The 24,772-nt window shown below is 70.1% G+C and carries 21 protein-coding genes; 7 read left to right on the top strand and 14 right to left on the bottom strand.

Annotated elements, in window-relative coordinates:
* Nucleotides 1-46 precede the first annotated feature (46 nt).
* The 3 genes from CES90_RS28575 (at nt 47) to CES90_RS28585 (ending at nt 3,978) form a co-directional block, all read left to right on the top strand.
* Nucleotides 47-1,570, top strand: coding sequence for an amino acid permease (locus tag CES90_RS28575; RefSeq protein ID WP_189785902.1), 1,524 nt, complete (start codon nt 47-49; stop codon nt 1,568-1,570).
* A gap of 511 nt (nt 1,571-2,081) precedes the next feature.
* Nucleotides 2,082-2,972 (top strand): terpene synthase family protein, encoded by an 891-nt coding sequence (locus CES90_RS28580; RefSeq protein WP_232791333.1) that lies wholly within the window; start codon nt 2,082-2,084, stop codon nt 2,970-2,972.
* 64 nt (nt 2,973-3,036) lie between these two features.
* Nucleotides 3,037-3,978, top strand: coding sequence for an RluA family pseudouridine synthase (locus tag CES90_RS28585; RefSeq protein WP_189785901.1), 942 nt, complete (start codon nt 3,037-3,039; stop codon nt 3,976-3,978).
* Nucleotides 3,979-4,015: 37 nt separating this feature from the next.
* Here CES90_RS28585 and CES90_RS28590 read toward each other — a convergent pair whose 3' ends face one another.
* From CES90_RS28590 to CES90_RS28615, 6 genes are all read right to left on the bottom strand, one after another.
* A complete protein-coding gene (locus tag CES90_RS28590) occupies nt 4,016-5,497 on the bottom strand; it encodes a cytochrome P450 (RefSeq protein WP_189785900.1) in 1,482 nt (493 codons plus the stop codon).
* 145 nt (nt 5,498-5,642) lie between these two features.
* A complete protein-coding gene (locus CES90_RS28595) occupies nt 5,643-6,263 on the bottom strand; it encodes a GTP-binding protein (protein WP_189785899.1) in 621 nt (206 codons plus the stop codon).
* Complete coding sequence (locus tag CES90_RS28600; RefSeq protein ID WP_189785898.1) at nt 6,244-6,657, bottom strand: DUF742 domain-containing protein; 414 nt, start codon at nt 6,655-6,657, stop codon at nt 6,244-6,246. The genes CES90_RS28595 and CES90_RS28600 overlap by 20 nt, the downstream gene beginning before the upstream one ends.
* Nucleotides 6,654-7,061 (bottom strand): roadblock/LC7 domain-containing protein, encoded by a 408-nt coding sequence (locus tag CES90_RS28605; protein ID WP_189785897.1) that lies wholly within the window; start codon nt 7,059-7,061, stop codon nt 6,654-6,656. Before CES90_RS28605 ends, CES90_RS28600 begins: the two co-directional genes overlap by 4 nt.
* Nucleotides 7,058-8,725 carry a sensor histidine kinase gene (locus CES90_RS28610; RefSeq protein WP_189785896.1) on the bottom strand — a complete coding sequence of 556 codons (1,668 nt, stop codon included), beginning with the start codon at nt 8,723-8,725 and terminating at the stop codon, nt 7,058-7,060. The genes CES90_RS28605 and CES90_RS28610 overlap by 4 nt, the downstream gene beginning before the upstream one ends.
* Nucleotides 8,726-9,062: 337 nt before the next feature.
* On the bottom strand, nt 9,063-9,698 hold the full coding sequence (locus tag CES90_RS28615) for a TetR/AcrR family transcriptional regulator (protein ID WP_189785895.1): 636 nt from the start codon (nt 9,696-9,698) through the stop codon (nt 9,063-9,065).
* A 239-nt stretch (nt 9,699-9,937) separates the two neighbouring features.
* Here CES90_RS28615 and CES90_RS28620 point away from each other — a divergent pair, with 239 nt between their 5' ends.
* The 4 genes from CES90_RS28620 to atzF all read left to right on the top strand — a co-directional run bounded on the left by CES90_RS28620 (nt 9,938) and on the right by atzF (nt 16,735).
* On the top strand, nt 9,938-10,762 hold the full coding sequence (locus CES90_RS28620; protein WP_189785894.1) for an urea amidolyase associated protein UAAP1: 825 nt from the start codon (nt 9,938-9,940) through the stop codon (nt 10,760-10,762).
* Nucleotides 10,759-11,364 carry an urea amidolyase associated protein UAAP2 gene (locus tag CES90_RS28625; RefSeq protein WP_189785893.1) on the top strand — a complete coding sequence of 202 codons (606 nt, stop codon included), beginning with the start codon at nt 10,759-10,761 and terminating at the stop codon, nt 11,362-11,364. Before CES90_RS28620 ends, CES90_RS28625 begins: the two co-directional genes overlap by 4 nt.
* Nucleotides 11,361-14,894: a 5-oxoprolinase/urea amidolyase family protein gene (locus tag CES90_RS28630; protein ID WP_189785892.1), complete on the top strand. Its 3,534-nt coding sequence runs from the start codon at nt 11,361-11,363 to the stop codon at nt 14,892-14,894. The genes CES90_RS28625 and CES90_RS28630 overlap by 4 nt, the downstream gene beginning before the upstream one ends.
* 179 nt (nt 14,895-15,073) lie before the next feature.
* Entirely contained in the window at nt 15,074-16,735 is a 1,662-nt protein-coding gene (gene atzF / locus CES90_RS28635) for an allophanate hydrolase (RefSeq protein WP_189785891.1), read from the top strand.
* A gap of 100 nt (nt 16,736-16,835) precedes the next feature.
* On the opposite strand, the gene CES90_RS28640 is transcribed toward atzF, so the two are convergent.
* The 8 genes from CES90_RS28640 to CES90_RS28675 all read right to left on the bottom strand — a co-directional run bounded on the left by CES90_RS28640 (nt 16,836) and on the right by CES90_RS28675 (nt 24,714).
* Nucleotides 16,836-19,685 carry a DEAD/DEAH box helicase gene (locus CES90_RS28640; protein WP_189785890.1) on the bottom strand — a complete coding sequence of 950 codons (2,850 nt, stop codon included), beginning with the start codon at nt 19,683-19,685 and terminating at the stop codon, nt 16,836-16,838.
* Between the two features lie 75 nt (nt 19,686-19,760).
* Nucleotides 19,761-20,711 carry a twin-arginine translocase subunit TatC gene (tatC, locus tag CES90_RS28645; RefSeq protein ID WP_189785889.1) on the bottom strand — a complete coding sequence of 317 codons (951 nt, stop codon included), beginning with the start codon at nt 20,709-20,711 and terminating at the stop codon, nt 19,761-19,763.
* 50 nt (nt 20,712-20,761) lie between these two features.
* Nucleotides 20,762-21,049, bottom strand: coding sequence for a Sec-independent protein translocase subunit TatA (gene tatA, locus CES90_RS28650; RefSeq protein ID WP_189785888.1), 288 nt, complete (start codon nt 21,047-21,049; stop codon nt 20,762-20,764).
* A 257-nt stretch (nt 21,050-21,306) separates the two neighbouring features.
* A complete protein-coding gene (locus CES90_RS28655; protein WP_189785887.1) occupies nt 21,307-21,501 on the bottom strand; it encodes a hypothetical protein in 195 nt (64 codons plus the stop codon).
* 197 nt (nt 21,502-21,698) lie between these two features.
* Entirely contained in the window at nt 21,699-21,986 is a 288-nt protein-coding gene (locus CES90_RS28660) for a hypothetical protein (RefSeq protein WP_189785886.1), read from the bottom strand.
* 73 nt (nt 21,987-22,059) lie between these two features.
* Complete coding sequence (locus tag CES90_RS28665) at nt 22,060-23,124, bottom strand: helix-turn-helix transcriptional regulator (protein WP_189785885.1); 1,065 nt, start codon at nt 23,122-23,124, stop codon at nt 22,060-22,062.
* Between the two features lie 15 nt (nt 23,125-23,139).
* The gene (locus CES90_RS28670; RefSeq protein ID WP_189785884.1) at nt 23,140-24,117 is read right to left on the bottom strand and encodes a helix-turn-helix transcriptional regulator; all 978 of its coding nucleotides are present in this window, start codon (nt 24,115-24,117) and stop codon (nt 23,140-23,142) included.
* Between the two features lie 225 nt (nt 24,118-24,342).
* Nucleotides 24,343-24,714 (bottom strand): FKBP-type peptidyl-prolyl cis-trans isomerase, encoded by a 372-nt coding sequence (locus CES90_RS28675; protein WP_189785883.1) that lies wholly within the window; start codon nt 24,712-24,714, stop codon nt 24,343-24,345.
* Between the last annotated feature and the right edge of the window lie 58 nt (nt 24,715-24,772).

Consider the following 24,772-nt stretch of genomic DNA (forward strand, 5'->3'; position numbering starts at 1 on the left):
GCGTGTGCGAAAGCTCGCGCCGCTTGTGTGAAAGCAGGTTGCCGCCATGACGAGCACCGCCTCCGCCGATGTCCGCCCGGATCCGCCGCACTCCCCCGACGACCGCTCCCTGACCGCGTTCGGTTACCGCCAGGAACTGCACCGCAGCCTGGGGCGGTACGCCTCGTTCGCCGCCGGCTTCTCCTTCATCTCGGTCCTCACCACGGTCTTCCAGTTCTTCGCGTTCGGGTACTCGTTCGGCGGTCCGGTCTTCTTCTGGACCTGGCCGGCGGTGCTGCTCGGCCAGTTGGCGGTGGCCGCCTGCTTCGCGGAGCTGGCCGCGCGCTATCCGCTGTCGGGCGCGATCTACCAGTGGTCGTCACGGCTGTCGAACCTCACCTTCGGCTGGTTCGCCGGCTGGATCATGGTGATCGGGCAGATCGTGGTGGTCGCCGCGGCCGCACTCGCGCTGCAGATGGTGATGCCCGCGATCTGGTCGGGCTTCCAGCTCGTCGGCGGCGACCCGACCCCGACCAGCGCCACCGGAGCGGCGAACGCGGCCGTCCTGGGCGTGATCCTGCTGCTGCTCACCACTGTCGTGAACGTGCTCGACAACCGCGTGCTGTCCCTGGTCAACCGGGTCGGCGTCACGGCCGAGATCATCGGCGCCGCGCTGATCATCGTGCTCCTGCTGACCCACGCCGAGCGCTCCCCCGGCATCACGTTCCACACCGCCGAGGGCAGCACCGGGCTGCTCGGAGCGCTGCTGGTGGGCTCGTTCATGGCGGCGTACGTGATGATCGGGTTCGACAGCGCGGGCGAGATGAGCGAGGAGACCCGCCATCCGCGCCGCACCGCGCCCCGCACGATCCTCACCGCCCTCGGCGCGGCCGGTCTGCTCGGCGGTCTGATCGTCCTCGGCGGACTGCTCGCGGCGCCCAGCCTCACCGACGGCAAGCTGGGCGTGGACGGCCTGAGTTACGTCCTGACCAGCAGCCTCGGCGACGGGGTCGGCCGGCTGCTGCTCGCCGACGTGGTGGTGGCGATCACGGTGGCCACGCTCGCCATCCAGACGTCCGCGTGCCGCATGCTCTTCTCCATGGCCCGCGACGGCCAACTCCCCTTCGCCACAAGGCTCGCCAGGGTCAACCCCCGCACCGGCATGCCGAGCGCCTGCGCCCTGGTCGTAGGCCTCCTCGCCGCCGCGCTCCTCCTCCTCAACTTCACCTCACCGGACGCGTTCCTGGCCATCGGCACCACCTGCATCGTGATGCTGTACCTGGCGTACGCGATGGTCACCGGCCCGCTCCTGGTACGACGTCTGAAGGGCGCCTTCACGACCGACGACACCGACGAGACCGGCAAGCCCCTCTTCACCCTCGGCCGCTGGGGCATCCCCATCAACGCCTTCGCCCTCCTCTACGGCCTCTTCATGACCCTCAACCTGGCCTGGCCCCGCGCCGAGGTCTACGACCCGTCAGGCGGACACTGGTGGTTCCAGTGGTTCACGGTGCTGTTCTTGGTGGTCACGGTGGGGCTCGGAGTTCTGTACCGGCTGACGCGCGCACGACGCGTGCACTCTGCCGAGTGAGCCTGATCCGCGATCCGGTTTCAGCCAGGCGATCCTTACGGCGCCTCCAGGTGGTCCGCGGTGGCCGATCCAGCGGGGTGGCCTTGCGGGCGGCCCGTTGGACAAGCCCGCCGCATTGGCGAGACTTCGACCTGGCTCAAGGCCGACCGCCCCTGCCTGTATCCAGCACGAAATCCGATGCGACAGGGACAATCGATGCTGCTGCGAGGGGAAACGGCTTGAGAGTCCTTGCCATTGTGGCCAGAACCAGCCATTCCTTAAAGGGACCGCGCATCGCACCATAAGGTGTATGAGTAGCGACACCTGCACATGGAATCTGTCAGTGCCGAGTGTGTTGTGCCCTTTTCCAGTCACATACGACGAGACTGCCGCGCGCAGGGCGGACGAGGAGATCGCTGCTTGGGCGCTGAGCCTTGATCTCTTCCCGGGGCAGCGGGCCGAGCTGAACGGATACCGGTTCGGCACGTTCGCGGCGTTGACGCACCCTGACGCGGTCGACCACGATCACCTGATGCTCGCGGCCCGCAACATGACCGCCCTGTTCGCCGCGGACGATCACTATTGCGACGAGAAAATCGAAGGCGTCAGCCTCGCCATGAGCGCCTCCCGGCTCGCGGGGTCGTTGACCGCCCTGGAGAACGGATCCCGGCTGCCCGACTGCCCCTCGATCGAGGGCTTTGTCGGCAGTGACCCAGTGACGCGTGCGCTCCGCGCGACCGCAGAACACATCACACGCCTGGGCACGCCGGCGCAAGTAGGCCGTCTGCGCCACGAGACGATCGCCACGTTCCTGGCGATGGCGGCGGAAAACGCCTGGCGTATCGCCGGGCATGTTCCCGATCCCGCGGAGTACCTGGCGCATCGCAAGTACAACGGGGCCATGGCCTGCCTGGTACTGATCGATGCCGTCGGCGGCTACGAACTGCCCGTACGCGACTGGGAAGAGCCTGGTGTCCGGTCTCTTTCGCTCGCCGCCTCATTGATGATCATGCTGGTGAACGATCTGTACTCGGTCGCCAAAGAAAGCGCCGACATCGGCAGCCACAGCTTGCCCACCGTGCTCTCCGCACGCCACGGATGGTCTCTCGAACGGAGCATGTGCGCGACCGGCGAACTCCACGACCGCCTCATGCGTGAGTATCTGCGTCTGGAACCCGACGTCGCGCGCCACGCCTCACCCGAACTCGCCCGCTACCTCGCCGGACTGCGGCACTGGATGCGGGGAAATCTCGAATGGCACACCCTCACCGGACGGCACAACCGTCGCGCGGGACGCCCTACCCCCAGGACCGGGCCTCATGGTCCCACCCATCACCGGATGAGGGCCGACGTGCACTACTCGGCCGCTGGTGTCTGTCCACACTGCGGAGACCGCCACAACGCGGCCACAGCGGTTGCGTAGACCCACCACGACCGGGCGATGAGGGCCGGCCCGGCATGCCGCGCCCCTCGTATGCTTGATCGTGATGAGACGCCGTACCCCGCCCCCGCCCTCTCCCCTGCCGCAGCGCGACGGGGTGGATCCGGTGCGGGTGCGGTTGCCGGCCGGGGACGCGTGGGCGACCGTGCGGGATCATCTCGTGGCGCGGCTCGCGGCCGGGCCAGGGGTGATCGACGGAATGCTCGACGCGGGGCGGATCGTGGACGTCACCGGGCGTCCGGTGCCGCGGGACATGGCGTACGTGCCGGGCATGTTCGTGTGGTTCCACCGGGAGCTGCCCCACGAGGAGCAGGTGCCGTTCGAGGTCGGCGTCCTTTACCGGGACGAGCACGTGGTGGTGGCCGACAAGCCGCACTTCATGGCCACCACCCCGCGCGGCAGCCATGTCGCCGAGACGGCCCTGGCGCGGCTGCGGAGGCAGCTGGGCATCCCGACGCTGGGCGCGGCGCACCGGCTGGACCGGCTCACGGCCGGGGTGGTGCTGTTCACCGTGCGGCCCGAGGAGCGCGGCGCGTACCAGTCGCTGTTCCGGGACAAACGGGTGGCGAAGGAGTACGAGGCCGTGGCGCCGTACGACCCCGTGCTGGTCCTGCCCCGCACTGTGCGCAGCCGGATCGTCAAGGAACGCGGGGTCGTGGCGGCCCGCGAGGTCGAAGGCGAGCCCAACGCCGTCAGCCGGGTCGAGCTGCTGGAGCACCGGAACGGGCGTGCCCGGTACCGGCTGCTACCGCGTACCGGGCAGACGCACCAACTGAGGGTGCACATGAGCGCGTTGGGGGTGCCGATCCTCGGCGATCCCCTCTATCCGACGGTCACCGGGCCCGTGCCGACCGGTGACTTCCGGCGTCCGCTCCAACTGCTGGCGCGGGCCCTGGAGTTCACCGACCCGGTCACGGGGCGCGATCACCGGTTCGTCAGCCCACGGGTGTTGCGGGCCTGGTCGTCGTATGAGGAGTGGGCGGGGTAGCCCCGGTGGGGCGGGGTAGCCCCGGTGCCCGGTCGGCTCAGTTGCGGCGCCACCAGCGCAGGAGACGCCGGTACAGGCCTGGCCGGCGGGCCGGTTCGGGCGACGCCGACGTCGGCGTGGGCTCATCGGCCGGAACCGCGGGTTCCGAAGCCGTGGGCTGTGACTGCTCCGTGCTGACCTGCCAGTTGTTCGGGCGCAGCGGCGCCACCGGCTTGACGGTGGGCCGCTCCATGACCTCCTCCGGGGTCTTCGGCTCGAACTTCACCGGCAGTTCCACCAGGTGCCGGTTCCCGATGGACGACCGCCAGCGCAGCTCGTGCTCCCCGCAGGCGAGTTGGATGTCCGGAACCCGGGCCAGCAGCGCCTCGACGCCGACGTCGGCGATGGAGCGGCCGATGTCCTGGCCCGGACACTCGTGGGGGCCACCGCTGAAGGCCAGGTGGGCGCGGTTGCCCTGCATGTTGGCCTTGAGGTCGGGGCGTACGCGCGGGTCGACGTTGCCCGGTGCGATGCCGAGGAGGAGTCCGTCGCCCTGACGGATGCGCTGGCCGCCCAGCTCGGTGTCCTGCTTGGCGAAGTAGGCGAAGACGGTGCTGAACGGCGGCTCGTCCCACAGGGACTGTTCGACCGCCTCGGGCACGGTCATCTGGCCGCCGTTCAGCTGGGCGCGGAAGCCCGGGTCGGTGAGCACCACGCGCAGTACGTTGGCGAGGAGGTTGGCGGTGGCCTCGTACGCGGCGATCAGGACGACCCGCAGGTGCTGGCCGATCTCCTCGTCGTTGAGCCCCGCCGGGTGGTTGATGAGGTGGCTGGTGAAGTCGTCCTGGGGCTCGGCCCGGCGGCGGGCGGTGAGCCGCATCAGGACATCCATGACGTACTGGTTGCTGGCGATCGCGGTCTCGGTGCCCTTGAGCATGTCGCGGGCGGCCTGCACGATCCGGTCGCCGTACTCCTCGGGCATGCCGAGGATCTCGCACATCACCGCCATCGGCAGGTGCTCGGCGAACTGGCTGACCAGGTCAGCCCTGCCGTCCTCGCAGAACTGGTTGACGAGGTGCTGGGTCGCACGGTTGATGGAGCGGCGGATGCTCCGGTAGTCGATGGTCGACATGGCGCCGGTGACCGCCCCGCGCAGCCGCAGGTGCTCTTCGCCCTCGGCGTGACAGCAGATGGGCTGCCAGGCGAAGTGCGGCATGAGCGGGTGGTCGGGCTTGACCGTGCCGTCCTGCATGGGGGTCCACAACCGGCTGTCCTTGCAGTACTGCGAGGGGGTGCTCACCATGTGCAGGTTCTCGCCGTGGCCGAGCACCACCCAGATGGGCACGTCGTCGTGGAGCAGTGCCGGGGCCACCGCACCATGTTCGGCGCGGAGTTTCTCGTACACGGCTCCCAGGTCCTCCGCCTCCGGGCCGTACAGCCGGCGCAGGCTGCCGGGGCCATTGCCGTGGGCGGGGCAACCGGGGGGCGGACCGAGCTTGGGGTCGTCCGTACTGGTCGGGGAGTGGGTTTCAGGCGTCACGAATGTCGCTCCGAACTGAAGTGGATCCGGTGTCTGGGGAGTTGGTGAGCGACCGGGAGGGGACTGGCGTGCGGGACAACACGGCTCCCGGTCGTGGGACTCGTACGGTGTGTGGCTCAGGGAACTCGTGGAACCCGCGCGGGGCTCATGTCGACGCCGCCGACATCGCCAGGGAGTGCAGGAAGCTCATCAGCGTCATCAGGACGTCCCGGCTGGACGCCCGGCGCCGTGCGTCGCAGCGGACGATGGGAATCTCCTCCGCGAGGTCGAGCGCCTGGCGGAGCTCGTCGAGGGCATAGCGAGGCGCGTCCGGGAAGTCGTTGACGGCGACGACGAAGGGCACACCGCGCTCCTCGAGGCGGCCCATGACGTCGAAGCTGACCTCCAGCCGACGGGTGTCGACCAGGACGACCGCGCCGAGGGCGCCCTCGAACAGTCCGTTCCACAGGAACCAGAAGCGCTCCTGCCCCGGGGTGCCGAACAGATAGAGCACCAGCTGGTCCGTGATGCTGATGCGGCCGAAGTCCATGGCCACGGTGGTGGCCGTCTTGGACTTGGAGCCGTAGTTGTCGTCGACTCCGATGCCGGCCTGCGTCATGGTCTCCTCGGTCGTCAGCGGTTTGATCTCGCTGACGGACCCCACCATGGTCGTCTTGCCGACTCCGAAACCGCCCACGATCACGATCTTCGCCGCGGCCTGTGCGGTGTGCGGCAGGTGGTCCTCGGTCCGTGGACCCGTGATGGTGTCAGAGCTTTTGAAGTCCATGCATCACCGCTTCGAGGAGGGAACGGTCTGCTCGCGCCTGCCGGATGACCGGTGCGCGCGCCTGTACCAGTTCGGCCGTCAGCAGCTCGGTGAGCAGGACGGTCACCACGCTGATCGGCAGGTTGAGATAGGCCGAGATCTCGGCCACGGAGAGGGGAGCCTGGCAGAGCCGGAGCAGCGCCGACTGTTCCGGAGCGGCGGAGCGCGGTGGATCGGCGCGCGCCACGATCAACGTGACGAGGTCGATCGGGGCCCGCTCGCCGTCCTCTCCGGTGAGGATGTAGAGCCGCTCGGGGGGGCGCTCCCCTTCTCCGTCCTTGGGCCCCTCCAACTCCAGGGGCGGCGGAGGTGGCTCCTGTTTGGGGTGGCGTCGTCGGCGTTGCGGAGGAGTCATACGGTCTGCCCGTTCCGCCGCGGCGGACTGGTCAGATGGGAGCCGATGCGGTCGACGAGGTCGCGCATACGGTTGCTCATCAGCCCGGGCTCGGCGATCTCGTTGGCGAGCACCGCGAGGTAGGCGTTGGATCCGGCGGCCATCAGATAGAAGTAGCCGCCGTTGATCTGGATGATGACCATCCGCATCTCGCCGTCGCTCTGCGGAATCTCACTGGCGACGGCGCCGGCCAGGCTCTGCAGGCCCGCGCAGGCGGCGGCGACCCGGTCGGCGGCGTCCGGGTCACCGCCGTAGCGGGCGATGCGCAGGCCGTCGGCGGAGAGCACCACGATCTGCTGGATGCCCGGCACGCCGTCGGCCAGATCCTTGAGCATCCAGTCGAAATTGGCTCGCTGCTGGATCACTTGAGATCCCCCTCGTCGCCGGCCTCGCTGTGGGCCGACTCGTTGTTCGCGGTGGAAGCGGTGAACCCGGTGGCCGCGCTGGACTCGGCCGGGGCGGCCGCGTCGTTCGGGTTCCTGGTGGCGGCCTTGGGATCCGGGTCGCGCTTGAGTCCCTCCATGAACGCCTCGACCCACAGGCCGGGAGGCGGCAGTTCCTTCTTCGGTTCGGGCTCGGGCTGCCACACGGGCGCGGCGGCCATCGCGGCTTCGGCCGCTGCCTCGGCCGCGGCTGCCTCGGCGTACCGCTGGCTGAGCGGGATGGTCATCCGGCTGCGGCGCTGCGGCAGGCCGTTGGCCGTCCACTCGGTGACGACGGGGACGTCGTCCTCCATGCCCGGGGCCATCTCCTCCGCGGAGCTCGGGATCCGCGGTCCGGTGGTCGGGCGGCGGCGCTTGGGCTTGCGGTCGGGGCCCTCGACGCCTCCGGTGTCCATGGTCGGCACGGCGGCGGCGCCGATGCCGTGGGCGAGACCGGGTGCGGGCTCCTCGGTGAGCATGTTGCGTGGTACGACGACCACGGCGCGGACCCCACCGTAGGCGGACGGCCTGAGCGAGATCTTCATCTTGTACATCGTGGACAGTCGGCCCACGACGGCGAGGCCGAGGCGCGGGCTGCCGCCCATGTCCTGGATGTCCTCGCCCCGCTGGGCCTTTTTGAGCATGTCCTCGACCTTGGCGCGGGACTCCTCGTTGAGGCTGACGCCGCCGTCCTCGATCTCGATGGCGATGCCGGTCTGCACCTCGATGGCGGTGACGTGCACCTTGGTGTGCGGCGGCGAGTAGCGGGTGGCGTTGTCGAGGAGTTCGGCGCAGGCGTGGATGACCGGTTCGACGGAGACGCCGTTGACGTTGACCTTGGCGATCGAGTGCAACTCGATGCGGCGGTACTCCAGGATGCGGGACATGGCGCCGCGCAGGCAGCTGTAGAGCGGGACGGGCTTGGGCCACACACGGCCGGGGCGGCTGCCGCCGAGGACGGCGATGGAGTCGGCGAGCCGGCCGATCAGCGCGGTGCCGTGGTCGATGCGCAGCAGGTCGTCGAAGACCTCAGGGTTGCGCCCGTGGTCCTCCTCCATCTCCCGGAGTTCCTTGTTCTGCTGGTGCACGATCGCCTGGACACGTCGGGCGATGTTGACGAAGGAACGCTGCGAGGAGTCGCGCATCGCTGTCTCGCGGTCGATGACGTCGAGCACCGTGTACAGCACGTCACGCTGGGACTTGGGAAGTTCGCGCCACTCGGCGTCACCGTCGATGACATGACGAATCACCTCTGAGGGGGATTCTCCGCCGCGCAGTCGGTACAGCGCGGCGGGCAGGATCTCCTTGCCCAGCCGGGTGAACTCCTGGTCGTGGGCGGCGATGCGCTGTTCGAGACTGGCGGTCCGCCGCCCTTGTTCGGCGCGGAGTTGGCGGACCGTACGACGGCGTCCGCGCACCGCGATGACCGCGACCGCGACCAGCAGGAGCGTCGCGACGGTGCCGCACAAGCCGACGGCGAGCCGGACCGACCCCGTCACCAGGGAGACGGTGGTCCCGGTCGCCGCGGCCATCAGTATCGCCGGTAGCAACAGCACGCGCACGTCGGGAAGTTCACGGCCACCGGGAGGCGATTGAACACTCACCATGTATGCCCTCTAAAGACAGATCGGCTGAAGGTCAGGGACTTATGGGGGACTTGCTGATGGTTCTTCCGCAGTTCAAACTGCGTCTTCGGTATTTTTTGGAACAAGCGCACGATTACATCTCAACTCGGTGCGCTGCGGGCGAGCTTAGTCCGACCGGATCATCGCTGTGTCATATTCAGCAACCGCCTGAAACCACCCTCGCAACTGGGGTACGCTCTGGTCGTTTACACACAGGGCAGCCGTTCGAACGCATTGCGTAACGGCGAACGAGCGTACGAGAATCGCCCCTTGACAGGGTGAGACGGGACGCAAAGGCGCAGGTGAGCCGCGCTCCGGCTCAGACCCCGGCGATCCGCAACGCGGCATCCGCCGTGGCGTCGGCGAACGCGGACACAGGCCGGTCGGGGTCGGAGCGGTGGACGAGGATGACACCCTCGATCAGGCCGAACACCAGGTCCGTACGCAGGTCCAGCTCACTCTTGGCGAGCGCCGCGCCCGCCGCCGTCGCCGCGATCAACTGCCGATAGGCGTCCTTGAGTTCCGCCCGTACGGCGTGGAAGCCCGCGAAGCGTTCGGTGCGGACCTCCGGGAGGAGGTAGAGCCCGCCGAGGTTGTGCGGGCCGCCGCAGAGCAGTTGGACGTCGGTGCGGCACAGCTCCCACAGCCGGTCCTCGGCCGGGGTCGCGTCGTCCGCGAGCAGGCGGCGGGCCAGGGTCAGCGAGGGGGTGACCGTCGACTCCAGCAACTCGGCGAGGAGTTCCTCCTTGCCTGAGACGTAGTGGTACATCGACGCCTGTCGCATGCCGGCGCGGTCGGCCAGGGCGCGGGTGGAGGTGGCCGCGTAGCCATGAGTCGTGAACAACTCGGCGGCGGCCGCGAGCAGTTCGTCACGGGGCGAGAGGCCGGTGTCGGGCCGGTGTTCGGCCCGGGGCCTGCCGACCTTTCGCCCACCCGTGCCACCTGCGCTTCCCATGCGTTCGATCCTCGCACATGGGGCGCTGGAGCCTTTGGACGGTGGGTACGCGCGGGTCCTATGTGGCCGGTCGCGCCGTTCCCCGCGCCCCTTCGTGGCACCACCCTGGTGAGGGTTCGAGGGGCGGCCCCGTGAGCGTTCGATAACCGACCCGGAACCTCGGCGTCACGCCCTCGACGTCACCCACTCATAGTTTCTGTCGAGCGACAGAAATCACCGGAGCACCCGGAGGCCCCGCGATGGCGACAGCGACGACGTACGGAGCACGTGATCACGCCAGGGCGCAGGAGGGCACCCGCACCGAGGCGATGCCCGTCGTACCGGCGAGCAGTTGGCCGGAACCCCCCTGTGAGGCGAGCCGCCTGGTGTGGGCGGAGACGGTGGCGGGCGGCAACTACACGCACAGGGTGCTGGCCCGCGGCACGGAGTTCCGCCTGACCGATACGCACGGCGACGCCTGCGCGCATCTGCTGCTCCACCACGCCGACCGGCCCTGGGAGCGGCTGAACGTCGCGGACACGGTCAAGGTCCAGTGGAACGCCTACCTCGGCGAGGGCGTCCTGCTCCTGTCCGACCAGGGCCGCGTCCTCGCCTCGGTCGTCGCCGACACCTCGGGCCGGCACGACGCGCTGTGCGGCACCTCCACTCTCGTACGCAACACCGAGCGATACGGGGACGGCACCCCGCAGTCCCCCTCCCCCGCCGGGCGCGAGCTGTTCAAGCTCGCCGCCGCCAAGAACGGACTCGACCCGCGCGATCTGCCGCCCTCGCTCTCCTTCTTCCAGGGCGTGCGGGTACGCGACGACGGCACCCTCGACTTCACCGGCTCCGTCGGCCCCGGCGGCAGCGTGACGCTGCGCGCCGAGCAGGACGTGACCGTACTGATCGCCAATGTGCCGCATCCGGTCGATCCGCGCCCGGAGTACGTCAGCACCGCGCTGGAGGTCCTCGCCTGGCGCGCCCGGCCGACCCGGCCCGGCGACGCCCTGTGGGACGCCACCCCCGAGGGCCGCCGCGCCTTCCTCAACACCGCCGAGTTCCTCGCCGCGAGGGGGATCGCGTGAAGACCGTGGTCGTTCCCGCCCGCGCCGCCTGGTCGTCCGTGATCCGCGCCGGCGCCGCCCTCACCATCACCGATCTGCACGGAAACCAGGCCGTCGACTTCCTCGTGTACGACGCCCACGACACGTCCGTCCGCTACAGCGCCCCCGACACCATCCACGCGCAGGGCGGAATCTTCCTCACCACCGGCAGCGTGCTGATGTCCAACGAGCACACTCCGCTGATGACCGTGGTCGCCGACGACGTGGGCCGGCACGACACGGTCGGCGGCGCCTGCTCCAAGGAGTCGAACACCCTGCGGTACGGCCACCACACCTGGTCGCAGCACGCCTGCGTGGACAACTTCCTCGCGGAGGGCGCCAAACACGGCCTGGGCAAACGCGACCTCGTCTCGAACATCAACTGGTACATGAACGTGCCCGTCGAGAAGGACGGCACCCTCGGCATCGTCGACGGCATCTCCGCCCCGGGCCTCTCCCTGACCCTGCGCGCCGAACGCGACGTACTCGTCCTCGTCTCCAACTGCCCCCAGATCAACAACCCCTGCAACGGCTTCGACCCGACGGCGGTGGAGATGACGATCACCGAGGCAGGCGGCGCATGACCTTCGACACCCTGCTGGTCGCCAACCGGGGCGAGATCGCCGTACGCATCATCCGCACCGCCCGCGAACTCGGCCTGCGCACGGTCGCGGTGTACTCCGACGCCGACCGCGCCACGCCCCATGTCCGGCTCGCCGACGAGGCGGTACGGCTCGGCCCGGCGCCCGCGAAGGAGTCGTACCTCGACGCGGACCTGGTCCTGAAGGCCGCCAAGGACGCGGGCGCGGGGGCGATCCATCCCGGCTACGGCTTCCTCTCCGAGGACGCGGCCTTCGCCCGCCGCTGCGTGGACGCGGACATCGTGTTCGTGGGGCCGACCCCCGAGCAGCTGGAGCTGTTCGGCACGAAACACACGGCGCGGGCGGCCGCCGAGGCCGCGGGCGTCCCCCTGCTCCCCGGCACCGGGCTGCTGGCCTCGCTCGACGAGGCCCTCGACCGGGCCGCGGCCATCGGCTGGCCGGTGATGCTCAAGGCCACCGGCGGCGGAGGCGGTATCGGTATGGCGGCATGTCGATCCGTCGATGAACTGACCGAGGCCTGGGAGCGGGTGCAGCGCGTCGCCGCCGCTTCGTTCTCCGCGGCGTCTTCGTCAGGTGTCTACCTCGAACGCCTCGTCGAGCGGGCCCGCCATGTCGAGGTGCAGGTCTTCGGCGACGGCGACGGCCTCGTCGTCACCTTCGGCGACCGCGACTGCACCCTTCAACGCCGCAACCAGAAGGTCGTCGAGGAGGCCCCGGCCCCAGGCCTCCCCGACCATGTCCGCGCGCAACTGACCGCCTCCGCCCGCGACCTGTGCGCGAGCGTCGAGTACCGCTCCGCCGGAACCGTCGAGTTCGTATACGACACCGCACGCGAGGAGGCGTACTTCCTGGAGGTCAACACCCGCCTCCAGGTGGAGCATCCGGTCACCGAGGAGATCTACGGCGTCGACCTCGTCGCCTGGATGCTGCGCCTGGCGCGCGGCGACTCCGCCGTCGTCCAGGCCCCGGCGCAACCCCGCGGCCACGCCGTCGAGGCCCGCGTCTACGCCGAGGACCCGGCCCGCGAACACCGGCCGAGCGCGGGCCTGTTGACCCGGGTCGAGTTCCCGCAAGGTGTGCGCGTGGACGGCTGGGTGGAGACAGGTACCGAGGTCACGACGTCGTACGATCCGCTGCTCGCGAAGGTCGTCGCGTACAGCTCGGACCGCGCGCACGCGCTGCGGCGGCTCGACGAGGCGCTGGCCAGGACCCGCGTCGACGGCATCGAGACGAACCTGGGGCTGGTCCGGGCGGCGCTCACACAAAAGGACTTCGAGCAGGCCACCCACTCCACCGCGACCCTGGCATCGGTGAGCGACCCGACCCCGCGCATCGAGGTCGTCTCCGGCGGCACCCTCACCACCGTGCAGGACTGGCCAGGCCGCACCGGCTACTGGCAGGTCGGCGTGCCGCCCTGCGGCCCCATGGATGACCTGTCCTTCCGCCTGGGTAACCGGGCGCTCGGCAACTCCGACGGCGCCCCCGGCCTCGAATGCACCCTCCAGGGGCCGTCGCTGCGCTTCACCCACGCCACGACCGTCTGTGTGACGGGCGCCCCCGCCCCCGTGACCGTGGACGGCTCACCGGTCCGGCAGTGGGAGCCGGTGACGGTGCCCGCCGGAGCCGTGCTGGCCGTCGGCGCACCGGCGGAACACGGCCTGCGCACCTATGTGCTCTTCGCGGGCGACGGCCTGGACGTACCGTCGTTCCTCGGCAGCGCGGCCACCTTCACCCTGGGCCGCTTCGGCGGGCACGGCGGCCGCGCCCTGCGGACGGGCGACATCCTGCACGGCGGAGCCGTCACCGGGGGCTCACCCGTCCCGGTGGACGCGCGCCCCGAGTTCGGCTCCGTCTGGCAGGTGGCCGCCCTCGAAGGCCCGCACGCGGCGCCGGAGTTCTTCACCGAGGACGACATCCACGAGTTCTACGCCGCCGACTGGAAGGTCCACTTCAACTCGGCCCGCACCGGTGTACGGCTGGTCGGGCCGAAGCCGCGCTGGGCGCGCGGCGACGGCGGCGAGGCGGGCCTGCACCCCTCCAACATCCACGACACCCCGTACTCGGTCGGCGCCGTCGACTTCACCGGCGACATGCCGGTCCTGCTCGGTCCCGACGGCCCCTCACTGGGCGGCTTCGTCTGCCCGGCCACGGTGATCTCCACGGAACGCTGGAAGCTCGGCCAGTTCCGCCCCGGCGACACGGTCCGCTTCCGGCCGGTGTCCGACGACACCTCGCCCCGCCCGCCGATCGTCGACAGCGGCGTACTGGCCCGCGACGGCAATGTGACGTACCGCCGCAGTGGCGACGACAACCTGCTGGTCGAGTTCGGCCCCATGCAACTGGACCTCGCCCTGCGCATGCGGGTGCACGCCCTGATGGAGGCGGTGGCGGAAGCCGCCATCGACGGCGTCACCGACCTCACCCCCGGCATCCGCTCCCTCCAGATCCAGACGAACCCGGCCACCCTGCCCCCGTCCGAACTCCTCACACAGGTACGCCGGATCGCGGCGGCACTGCCCCCGGCGGACGAACTGGTCGTCCCCTCCCGCACCATCCACCTCCCCCTCTCCTGGGACGACCCCGCGACCCGCGAGGCCATCGCCCGCTACATGGCAGGCGTCCGCGACGACGCGCCCTGGTGCCCGTGGAACATCGAGTTCATCCGCCGCGTCAACGGCCTGGCGTCGGTGGCGGACGTCTACGACACGGTCTTCGACGCGGAGTACCTGGTCCTTGGCCTGGGCGACGTCTACCTGGGTGCCCCCGTGGCCACCCCGCTCGACCCCCGCCACCGCCTGGTGACGACGAAGTACAACCCGGCCCGCACCTGGACCGCGGAGAACTCCGTCGGCATCGGCGGCGCGTACCTCTGCGTCTACGGCATGGAGGGTCCCGGCGGCTACCAGTTCGTCGGCCGCACCACCCAGGTCTGGTCCCCCTGGCAGCAACGCGGCGCCTTCGAACCGGGCTCTCCCTGGCTGCTGCGCTTCTTCGACCGCATCAAGTGGTACCCGGTCGACGCGGAGGAACTCCTGAACCTACGGGCGGACATCGTGTCGGGCCGCTTCGTCCCGCGCGTGGAGGAGGGCGTCTTCTCCCTGGCCGACCACGAGACGTTCCTGGCGGAACACGCCGACTCCATAGCCGACTTCAGAGCCCGCCAGCAGTCCGCCTTCGCAGCGGAGCGGGCGGCCTGGGAAGCGGCAGGCGAGTTCACGAGAGCGGAGACCCCCACGACACCGCCGGCACCGCCCGCGCAGACGGAGATCCCGGCAGGCGGCCACCTGATCGAGGCCGAGTTCCCGGCGTCGGTATGGCAACTCCACGTCGACGTGGGCGACACGGTCACCCCCGGCCAGCCCCTCCTCACCCTGGAAGCCATGAAGATGGAGTCCCGAGTCGACTCCCCTGTGAACGGCGTGGTCCAGGAGCTGTTGACCATGCCGGGCACCCAGGTGGAGGCCGGCACGGCACTGGTCGTTCTGGCGCCGACAGGATCCCGGGCGCCCTGAAGCCGCCGCCGCGGTCTGTGGGCAGTCGTTCCGCAGGGCGATGGGGGCACCTCCCGCTCATGGGGGCACCTCCCGCTCGAGCGAAGTCGAGAGTGGGGGAGAAGCCGAGAGTGGGGGAGGGTGGGCACAGACCGCCCACCGGCCCGCAGCCGACCGCACCACCGAGCCAAGGAACACAGATGTCGCCCCAGCAGCACACCCTCACCAGAGTCCGTACGGCCTACGCCCGCATCGACGCCGTAAACCGCCCCGAGCTCTGGATCGACCTGCGCCGACAACCAGAGGTCGAGGCCGAGGCCCGCTCCATCGACGAACGTCTCGCCGCCGGCAACCACCTCCCCCTCGCCGGCCGCCTCTTCGCCGTCAAGGGCAACATCGACGTCCACGGCCTCCCCACCACCGCCGGCTGCCCGGCCTACGCGTACACACCGGAGTCCGACGCCCCCGTGGTCGCCCGCCTCCGCAACGCCGGCGCCATCGTCCTCGGCATCACCAACCTCGACCAGTTCGCCACAGGCCTCGTCGGCACCCGTTCCCCCCACGGCGCCGTCCGCAACGCCCACGACCCGACCCGCATCAGCGGCGGCTCCAGCTCGGGCTCGGCCGTAGCGGTAGCCCTCGGCATCGTCGACTTCGCCCTCGGCACGGACACGGCGGGCTCCGGCCGCGTCCCCGCCGCCTTCAACGGCATCGTCGGACTGAAGCCCACCCGAGGCCTGGTCCCCACCACCGGCGTCGTCCCGGCCTGCGCCTCCCTGGACTGCGTGACGGTGTTCGCCCGCACCCTCCCGGAAGCCGAACAGGCCCTCGCCCACATGGCCTCCCCGCCGTCCCGCGACCTCCCGCCCCTGCCCCAGCGCGCCCCCAGTCCCTGGCGCGTCGCCGTCCCCCCGCGCGACCAACTCGGCGAGCTGGACGAGGGCTGGGCGGAGGCATACGAGGCGGCAGTACACCAACTGGCCTCCGCAGGCGCGGAGATCCGCCCCCTCGACCTCACCCCCTTCACCGAGGCGGCGGCGATGCTGTACCAGGGCGCGTTCGTCGCCGAGCGCTACACAGCCGTAGGAAGCTTTATCGACAAGGCGATCACAGACGGAGTCGACTCCCTCGATCCCACCGTCGTCGGCATCATCACCCGCGCCCGCGACATCCCGGCCCACCAACTCTTCACCGACCAGGCCCACCTGGCCGACCTGCGCACCCGGGCCCTCACCGAACTGGCCGACGCGGACGCCCTGTTGCTGCCCACCACTCCGGGCCACCCCACCCTCGCCGAAGTGGCCGCCGACCCGCTGGGCTCGAACGCCCGCCTGGGCCGCTTCACCAACTCCACGAACCTCTTCGACCAGGCCGCGGTGGCCGTCCCGGCGGGCGAGGCGAACGGCCTCCCCTTCGGCGTCATGCTGATCGGACCGGCGTTCACGGACGCCCGCCTGGCCCGCATCGCCGCGCTCCTCCAACCGGAGCCCCAGCTGGCCGTGGTGGGCGCCCACCTCTCGGACCAGCCGCTGAACCCTCAGCTCCTGTCCTTGGGCGCCCACCTGGAACGAACGACCACAACGGCCCCGGTCTACCGCCTGCACGCCCTGCGAACGACCCCACCCAAGCCGGGCCTGGTCCACGCGGGCGAGGACGGCGCCTCAATCGAGACGGAGGTATGGCGCCTCCCCGCAGAAGGCCTGGGCCGCCTACTGGCGGCCCTTCCCCGCCCCATGACCCTGGGCACGATCGAACTCTCCGACGGCACCCATGTCCCCGGCTTCCTCTGCGAGCCTGACGCCCTGGCGGACGCCGAGGACATCACGAGGTACGGCAGCTGGCGCTCATATCTGAACCGCTGAGCAGGGACAGCATCCCCAGGGGCGCGGGGCTGTATCGATATGCGGCTCCGCCGCGTGCGCGCGACCAGCCACCGACTACCCGTCAGCCGCCAGATAACAACTACCCCACCGACGAGTAGGCGACCACCCCACGCAACAGCCCATCCACAGCCTTACGCGCACTCTTCCCCACGCTCGACCCGGAGGGCGCCGCGGCCGAGATCTGCCCCAGCACATCGATCACCTGCTTGCACCACCGCACAAAGTCCCCGGCCGGCATCTCCGCCTCCCGAAGCACCTCGTCGAGTCCCTTCCCCGACGCCCACATGTACGCGGCCCAGGCGAAGCCGAGGTCGGGCTCACGCTGCCCGACCCCTTCGCTCTGCGTGATCCGGAACTCCTCCTCCAGCGCGTCCAGCCGCCCCCAGATCCGCACCATCTCCCCCAGCGCGGCCTTGGCATTGCCGGACGGCAGCTTCGGCGCCATCGCGTCATCGCCGACCCGGGCCTCGTACACGAGCGCCGAAACACACGCCGCGAGCTCAGCCGGGCCCAGGCCCTCCCACACACCGGCCCGCAGGCACTCACTCGCGAGCAGATCCAGCTCACCGTAGAGCCGTGCGAGCCTCTTCCCGTGCTCGGTGACCTCGTCACCCCGCAGGTAGTCCAGCTCGGTCAACAGGGCGACGATGCGATCAAAGGTCCGCGCGATCGTGTTCGTTCGCCCCTCGATACGCCGCTCCAGCTGCGCGGTGTCCCGCTTGAGCCGGTAGTAGCGCTCGGCCCAACGGGCGTGGTCCTCACGGTCGTTGCAGCCATGGCACGGATGGGCCCGCAGCTCGGTCCGCAGCCGCGCTATCTCGCGGTCGTCGGCGGCGGCAGCCCTCCGCTTGCGGTGCCGGTCAGGCACGAGATGCCCGGCCTTGGTGCGCAGCGCGGAGGCCAGATCCCGTCGCGACTGGGGCGAGCGCGGGTTGAAGGACTTCGGGATCCGCATCCTCTCCAGGGCCTCGACCGGCACCGGGAAGTCCATCGACGCCAGCCGCTTGACCTGCCGCTCGGCGGTCAGCACCAGCGGACGCGGCCCGTCGTGGTACTCGAAGCCCCGGTGGCCGTTGGACCGCCCGGCGGGCAGCCCGGGGTCCAGGACCAGCGCGAGTCCGGCGTACTTGCCGGTCGGGACATGGATGACGTCCCCGGGCTTGAGCTTCTCCAGCGCCACGGCGGCCTCGGCACGCCGCTGGGCCGCTCCCTGCTTGGCCAGCTCGGTCTCGCGGTCCTTCAGCTCCCGCCGCAGGCGCGCGTACTCCTCGAAGTCGCCGAGGTGGCAGGTCATGGACTCCTTGTAGCCCTCCAGACCCTCCTCGTTGCGCTGCACCTGCCGGGAGATCCCGACGACGGACTTGTCGGCCTGGAACTGCGCGAACGACGTCTCCAGCAATTCGCGGGACCGATGCCGCCCGAACTGCTCGACCAGGTTGACCGCCATGTTGTACGACGGCTTGAAGCTGGAGCGCAGCGGATACGTACGCGTACCCGCGAGGCCGGCCAGATGATCGGGGTTCATGCCGCGCTGCCACAGCACGACCGCATGCCCCTCCACATCGATGCCACGCCGGCCGGCCCGCCCCGTCAACTGCGTGTACTCACCCGGTGTGATGTCGGCGTGCTGCTCGCCGTTCCACTTGACGAGCTTCTCCAACACCACCGAGCGGGCGGGCATGTTGATGCCGAGGGCGAGGGTCTCGGTGGCGAACACGGCCTTGACCAGGCCGCGTACGAAGAGCTCCTCGACGACCTCCTTGAACGTCGGCAGCATGCCCGCGTGGTGGGCCGCTATGCCGCGCTCCAGGCCTTCCAACCACTCGTAGTAGCCGAGGACGTGCAGGTCTTCGGCGGGGATCGACGCCGTGCGCTCCTCGACGAGGGCGCGCACTCTGAGCCGGGCGTCGTCGTCGTTGAGCCGGAGCCCCGCGTACAGGCACTGCTGTACGGCGGCCTCGCAGGCGGCGCGGCTGAAGATGAAGGTGATGGCGGGCAACAGGCCTTCGGAGTCGAGCCGTTCGATCACTTCGGGCCGGCTCGGGATCCACACCCTGGAACGCTGTCTGCGCTCGCGCTCACGGTCGGCCTCGCGCATGGCGCGGCCGCGCCTGCGGTCCTGGAAGGAGGGGCGGCTGGCCTCCATGCGCGCCATGCGCGTGAGGTCGGGGTTGACGGCCTTCTTGTGGCCCTCGCCCTCCTCGAAGAGGTCGTGCATCCGCCGCCCGGCGAGGACGTGCTGGAACAGCGGCACGGGCCGGTGCTCGGAGACGATCACCTCGGTGTCGCCGCGCACGGTGTCCAGCCAGTCGCCGAACTCCTCGGCGTTCGACACGGTCGCCGACAGCGAGACGAGGGTGACGGACTCCGGGAGGTGGATGATCACTTCCTCCCATACGGCCCCGCGGAAGCGGTCGGAGAGGTAGTGCACCTCGTCCATGACCACGTGGCCGAGACCGATGAGGGTCTGGGAGCCCGCGTACAGCATGTTCCGCAGCACCTCGGTGGTCATCACGACCACGGGGGCGTCGGAGTTGACGCTGTTGTCGCCCGTGAGCAGGCCGACCTTCTCGGCGCCGTAACGGCGGCACAGGTCGGCGTACTTCTGGTTCGACAGTGCCTTGATGGGGGTCGTGTAGAAGCACTTCTTGCCCTGCCGGAGGGCGAGGTGGACGGCGAACTCGCCGACGATCGTCTTGCCCGAGCCGGTGGGGGCGGCCACGAGCACGCCCTTGCCGGCTTCCAGCGCCTGGCAGGCCTCGATCTGGAAGGGGTCGAGACCGAAGTCGTACATCTCGCGGAAGGACGCGAGCGCGGTGGCCTGCTCGGCAGCGCGCCTACGTGCTGCCGCATACCGCTCGGCCGGGGAGAGGTCCTCTGTCATCGTGCTTTCGAGCGTACCGGGCCCCACTGACAACAGGACGATCATTATCCGGATATCTGCCCGCGCGCAGAAGCGGCCGGGTGCGCCCCGTGGGCGCCCCGGCCGCGTACAGCCCGTGTCTCAGGTGACGTCGTCGTAGCCGTTGATCCGCTCGTGCTCGGGGTCCGCCTGGGACGGCAGCGACCGGCTGGCGGAGACCGCCTCGACCTCGCCGATGGCCTCGGGGGTGAGATCCAGTTCGGAGGCCTCGTCGTCGTCGGGCTCCAGGGCCTCGCGACGCCGCTTGCGCTTGTCGTTCACCAGGGCGAAGCCGGTGGCGAGGAAGTAGAGCAGGATGATCGGCGCGGCGAGCGCGATCATCGACACGGGGTCGACCGTGGGCGTGGCGAAGGCGGCGAACAGGGTGACACCCATGATCATGGGCCGCCACCAGCCCAGCATCCGGCGCCCGGTGACCATGCCGGTCATGTTCATCATGACCAGCAGCAGCGGCAGTTCGAAGGCGAGCCCGAAGACGATCACCATGCGGGTCACGAGGTCCAGCAACTCGTCCAGGGGCAGCAGGTTGACGGCGCCGTCGGGAGTGAAGCCGATCATGACCTCGGCGGCCGCGGGCAGCACGTGGTACGAGAAGTAGGCGCCCATCATGAACAGCGGGAAGCCCGCCGCGACGAAGGCCGTCGAGTAGCGCTTCTCGTGCCGGTGCAGACCGGGCGCAATGAACGCCCAGAGCTGGTAGAGCCAGACCGGGCTGGCGATGACGACACCGGCCGTCAGCGACACCTTGATCATCAGCGTGAACGGGCCCATCAGGCCCGACATCGTGATGTTGCCGCAGGCCCCCTTGCTCTGCTTGGCGAGCTCCGTGAACGCCTTCGTACAGCCGACGGACTCCTGGACGGGCCGGGTCAGGAAGTTGATGATCTCCTGATAGAAGACCAACCCCACCACCGCGGCCAGCATGATGGCCAGGATCGACTTGCCCAGCCGGTTGCGGAGCTCACGAAGGTGCTCCACGAGGGGCATCCGCCCCTCGGGGTCCTTCTCCTTCTTGCGGGCAGACTTGAGCAACCCACGTCCTCATCTCGTGCGGCAGGCCGGAAGACTTGTCCGGCCTTGTGTCAGCGCTTGGTCGTGTCCGTCGGCTCGGCGACCGGGCGGGAGCTGGTCACGTCACCGGGGGCGGCCTGGATGGTGCGCTGAGCCGGAGCCTCGCCGGGGGTGGGCGGAGCGGACGCGGCCGTGGTGTCCTCCTGACCGTCCGACTTCATCGCCTTGGCCTCGCTCTTGAGGATGCGCGCGGACTTGCCGAGCGAGCGCGCCATGTCCGGAAGCTTCTTCGCGCCGAAGAGCAGGATGATGACGACGAGGATGAGAATGATCTCGGTGGGGCCGAGCTTTCCGAACATATGTCTTTACCTTCTCACCGAGGCAGCAGGTGGGGGCTGTCCGACCGGTCGGACATGTGTCCGAACAATCGTGTTGGCAGCGATCGTAACGCTCAGGGGTGAATGCGAGGCAATCCCTGTGCGTACTCCCGATTCGCGACTCGGGCCTCGTTCTCCGTGCCGCGACAGGCAGCGTACCTGCCGATGGTGTGAAGGTGACAGGGCGAAGTGGCACATATGGCACCCGGCAGCCAACTCACAGCAGGCTCGGCCGGAACTCACAGAGCGTCCACAGAGCGGGCCGCGCTCACCGTCGCCCGCTCCAGCTCCTCCGCCGCCCGATTGATCCGCCGAGCCGACTCCGCGACCTGCCGCCCCAGCCGCTGAGCCTCCACAAAGACCCGCACGGCAAGCACCCCCAGCACGGCAAGACCCACGAACCCCACGGCAACGGCAAACATCGGCCAGAACATGGCGACGACCCTAGGGCCTGCCCGGCGGATCCGGCCAGCGACGCGGGGCCTGGCACGCGCATCTGCCGCGTTGTCGTCAGTCGCCGACGCTCCGCGTCGACTCCTTCCACCGCCTTGCAGCTGCACGCACCAGGCCCCGCTCACCCCCGGTCACAAGGTCCCCGGCACAACCGCCGGCCTGATCCGCCGGGCAGACCCTAGCCCGCCGAATGCAGCCGCAAGGTCCTGACCCCGCCCCCGGTCAGCAGCTCGACGATCCGTTCCCCGGCCGGCTTACGGACGGCGACGCCGCACTCGGGGCAGGTGAAGGAGTAGAAGGTGGTGTTGCTGGTGGCGCCGATGGCGAGGCGGAGGGCGCTCGCGCCCAACTCGAAATTGGCCCGGCAGTCGGGGCAGCCGGCTCTGAAGACCACGTCGACCGCCCTCTTCATACCCGCGAAGGCGACCGCCACGGACATCTCCTGCACGCCCTGCACACCAGACATAGCCGAACCGCCGCTCACAACCCCCGCGCCTCCCTTGTGTGGTCGTTCGTCGCCCCCGGATCGCCCTCGCGGCTCACTCACGCCCGTCGTACCGCCGCCGGTCCTGGACCCCGGCCACCTCGCCGAGCGAGCCCCGCGGCCCGTCGTACGCGGGTACGACCTCGTCGTAGGCCGCCAGCGCCTCACGGGCCGCCCGGCGGGCGCTGTCCGCGAGGTCCGCGGGCGAGACGATCCGGCCGTCGCGCCCGAGCCGCAGCGCGAGGCGCCGCAGCGAGGCCGGGTCGGGCGTCCGCAGAGAGATCCGCAGCCCACCCTCCGGCAGCTCATCGGCGCTGTCGTGCGGGTAGTACTCGGCGACCCAGCGCCCGCCCGGACCGACCTCCACCACGACCTCCGGGTCCTCGGCGGCGGGCTGCACCAGCGCCTCCGACAGATCCCGCAACTCGATCTCGGGCGGCGCGGACGGCTCGTCGAGGATCTTGATCTCGGCGACCCGGTCCAGCCGGAACGTACGGCGCGCCTCGGAGCGACGGCACCAGGCCTCGACGTACGTGTGCCCGACGCTGACCAGACGGATCGGGTCGATCTCGCGTTCGGTGACCTCGTCACGGGCCGGCGAGTAGTAGCGGATCCACAGGCGGCGGCGCTCCGAGATGGCCCGGTCGACGTCCGCGAAGACCCCGCCCTCCGATTCGAAGGTCACCGAGAGCCGTGAGCTGGCCCCGGCCGCCTCGCCCGCAGCGGCCTCCACCTTCGCGGTGGCCCGCAGCAGCGCCTGCCGGTCGCCCTCGCGCAGCCCGGGCAGCGTGGCCACCGCGCGGGCGGCCACCAGCAGCGCGGTCGCCTCGTCGGCGGCCAGCCTGAGCGGCTCGGCGGTCTCCGCGCCGAGCGCGGCCGGGTTGTGCCACCAGATGCGCTCGCCGTCGGTGTCGATGTCGAGCAGGTCACCCCCGCGGAAGCTGGTCCCGCACATGGGCAGCACATCGAGGTCCGAGACCAGCTCGTCCTCGGTGATCCCGAAGGCACGGGCGACGTCCTCGATCCGGGCGCCGGGCCGCTCCCGCAGATACGTCACCAGGGAGAGCATCCGCCGGGTCTGGTCGATGGCGTTCCCCGGCCGGGCCGGTTTTCCCACCACGTTCTTACGTCCCCTTCAGCCCTTGGCCACGGCACGCAGCCGGTCCACCACATCGGCCCGCAGCTCAGCCGGCTCCAGGACCACCACATCGGGCCCGAACTCCACCAGCCAGGCGTCCAGACCGTGCCCGTACGGAATCTCCAACTCGTCCCAGCCGTCCCCCAGTTCCCGCACGGCACTCGCCCTGGCCCGCAGCGGGTAGCCCGCGCCGGAGCGCAGCCGGATCAGCGCGGAGCGGTCCGCGGTCTCCCCCGCCCAGCTCGCGACCGTCTCCCGCACGGTGACGACGTCCGGGACCGGCGCGGTGAAGGCACTCCCCCGGCTGCGCACCTTGCCGGTGATCCGCGAGAGCCGGAAGACGCGCTCGGCGCCCCGGTCGCGGTCGAAGCCGGCGAGATACCAGTGGCCGCGCCAGCACTCGAGCGCCCACGGCTCGACATGGCGGGGCTCGGGGCGGGCGGCGGTGGCCTTGCGGTAGTCGAAGACGACCGGGCGGCGGTCGCGGCAGGCCAGCATCAGCGGCTCGAAGGCGGCCTCGTGCACGGGGATGCGCGGCTCCAGCGCGCCATGGGCCTCGTACGGGTCGACGTCCTCCGGAAGCCCCGCCGCGCGCAGCTTCTGCAGGGCGCCGCTCGCGGCACCGGCGAGCCGGGCCTGCTGCCAGACCTTGGCCGCGACACCGAGGGCGGCGGCCTCCTCGGCGTCGAGGGTGATCGGCGGAAGGCTGTTGCTGTCGCGGCGGGCCTGATACCCGACTTCGCCCTCCAGGTTCTCCACCGTCTCGATGACCAGGCCGAGTTCGCGAAGGTCGTCCTTGTCGCGCTCGAACATGCGGTTGAAGGAGTCGTCGGACCCGGCTGCGTCCATACCCGGCCTGGCGGCCTCGACATACGCCTCGATGGAATCCCGCAGCTCGCGCTTGCTGAGCGGCCGGCGCGTCCCCAGCAGACACAGCGCCAGGTTCATCAACCGCTCGGCCTTGGCAATGGCCATCGACGCCCTTCCCTAAGGTGCTTCTAGCGGATGACCGTACCGCTACGAAGCATCGCGGCAAAAGCCGAGGGCCCATGCCCGGACAGGCATGGACCCCAGACGACACAGGCGCGAACCCCAGTCGGTCGATACCGGTCGCGGCACGACCGACCCGAGCACGCCCCCCTATGACGGTCAGACCCCTGTGACGGTCAGACCCCTGTGACGGTCAGACCCCTGTGACGGTCAGACCCCGAGCAGGTCCACCACGAAGATCAGCGTCTCGCCGGGCTTGATCGCCGGGGTGGGGCTCTGGTTGCCGTAGGCCAGGTGGGCCGGAATGGTCAGCTGACGACGGCCGCCGACCTTCATGCCCTGCACGCCCTGGTCCCAGCCCTTGATGACACGACCGCCACCGAGCGGGAAGCGGAACGGCTGACCGCGGTTCCAGCTGGCGTCGAACTCCTCGCCGGTGCTGAAGGCGACACCCACGTAGTGCACGGAGACGGTCTGGCCGGCCTTCGCCACCTCGCCGTCGCCCTCCCAGATGTCCTTGATCTCAAGGTCCTTCGGGGGCTCGCCACCGGGGAAGTCGATCTCGGGCTTCTCAATGCTCACGTCTTCAGGCTCCTGCTTGTTTACGAACAAGGCAACGCGGAACAGTCTCGCATCCCCG

The organism is Streptomyces capitiformicae, assembly GCF_002214185.1.
In the GTDB taxonomy this organism is placed as follows: Bacteria; Actinomycetota; Actinomycetes; order Streptomycetales; family Streptomycetaceae; genus Streptomyces; species Streptomyces capitiformicae.

Bases quoted from the DNA above. Each gene is read 5' to 3' on its own strand.
- CES90_RS28575 (WP_189785902.1), top strand. From the start codon at position 47: ATGACGAGCACCGCCTCCGCCGATGTCCGCCCGGATCCGCCGCACTCC.
- CES90_RS28630 (WP_189785892.1), top strand. From the start codon at position 11,361: ATGACCTTCGACACCCTGCTGGTCGCCAACCGGGGCGAGATCGCCGTA.
- CES90_RS28585 (WP_189785901.1), top strand. From the start codon at position 3,037: ATGAGACGCCGTACCCCGCCCCCGCCCTCTCCCCTGCCGCAGCGCGAC.
- CES90_RS28670 (WP_189785884.1), bottom strand. From the start codon at position 24,117: ATGGCCATTGCCAAGGCCGAGCGGTTGATGAACCTGGCGCTGTGTCTG.
- CES90_RS28580 (WP_232791333.1), top strand. From the start codon at position 2,082: ATGCTCGCGGCCCGCAACATGACCGCCCTGTTCGCCGCGGACGATCAC.
- CES90_RS28660 (WP_189785886.1), bottom strand. From the start codon at position 21,986: ATGTCTGGTGTGCAGGGCGTGCAGGAGATGTCCGTGGCGGTCGCCTTC.
- CES90_RS28620 (WP_189785894.1), top strand. From the start codon at position 9,938: ATGGCGACAGCGACGACGTACGGAGCACGTGATCACGCCAGGGCGCAG.
- atzF (WP_189785891.1), top strand. From the start codon at position 15,074: ATGTCGCCCCAGCAGCACACCCTCACCAGAGTCCGTACGGCCTACGCC.
- CES90_RS28615 (WP_189785895.1), bottom strand. From the start codon at position 9,698: ATGGGAAGCGCAGGTGGCACGGGTGGGCGAAAGGTCGGCAGGCCCCGG.
- CES90_RS28600 (WP_189785898.1), bottom strand. From the start codon at position 6,657: ATGACTCCTCCGCAACGCCGACGACGCCACCCCAAACAGGAGCCACCT.
- CES90_RS28655 (WP_189785887.1), bottom strand. From the start codon at position 21,501: ATGTTCTGGCCGATGTTTGCCGTTGCCGTGGGGTTCGTGGGTCTTGCC.
- CES90_RS28610 (WP_189785896.1), bottom strand. From the start codon at position 8,725: ATGGTGAGTGTTCAATCGCCTCCCGGTGGCCGTGAACTTCCCGACGTG.
- CES90_RS28595 (WP_189785899.1), bottom strand. From the start codon at position 6,263: ATGGACTTCAAAAGCTCTGACACCATCACGGGTCCACGGACCGAGGAC.
- CES90_RS28640 (WP_189785890.1), bottom strand. From the start codon at position 19,685: ATGATCGTCCTGTTGTCAGTGGGGCCCGGTACGCTCGAAAGCACGATG.
- tatA (WP_189785888.1), bottom strand. From the start codon at position 21,049: ATGTTCGGAAAGCTCGGCCCCACCGAGATCATTCTCATCCTCGTCGTC.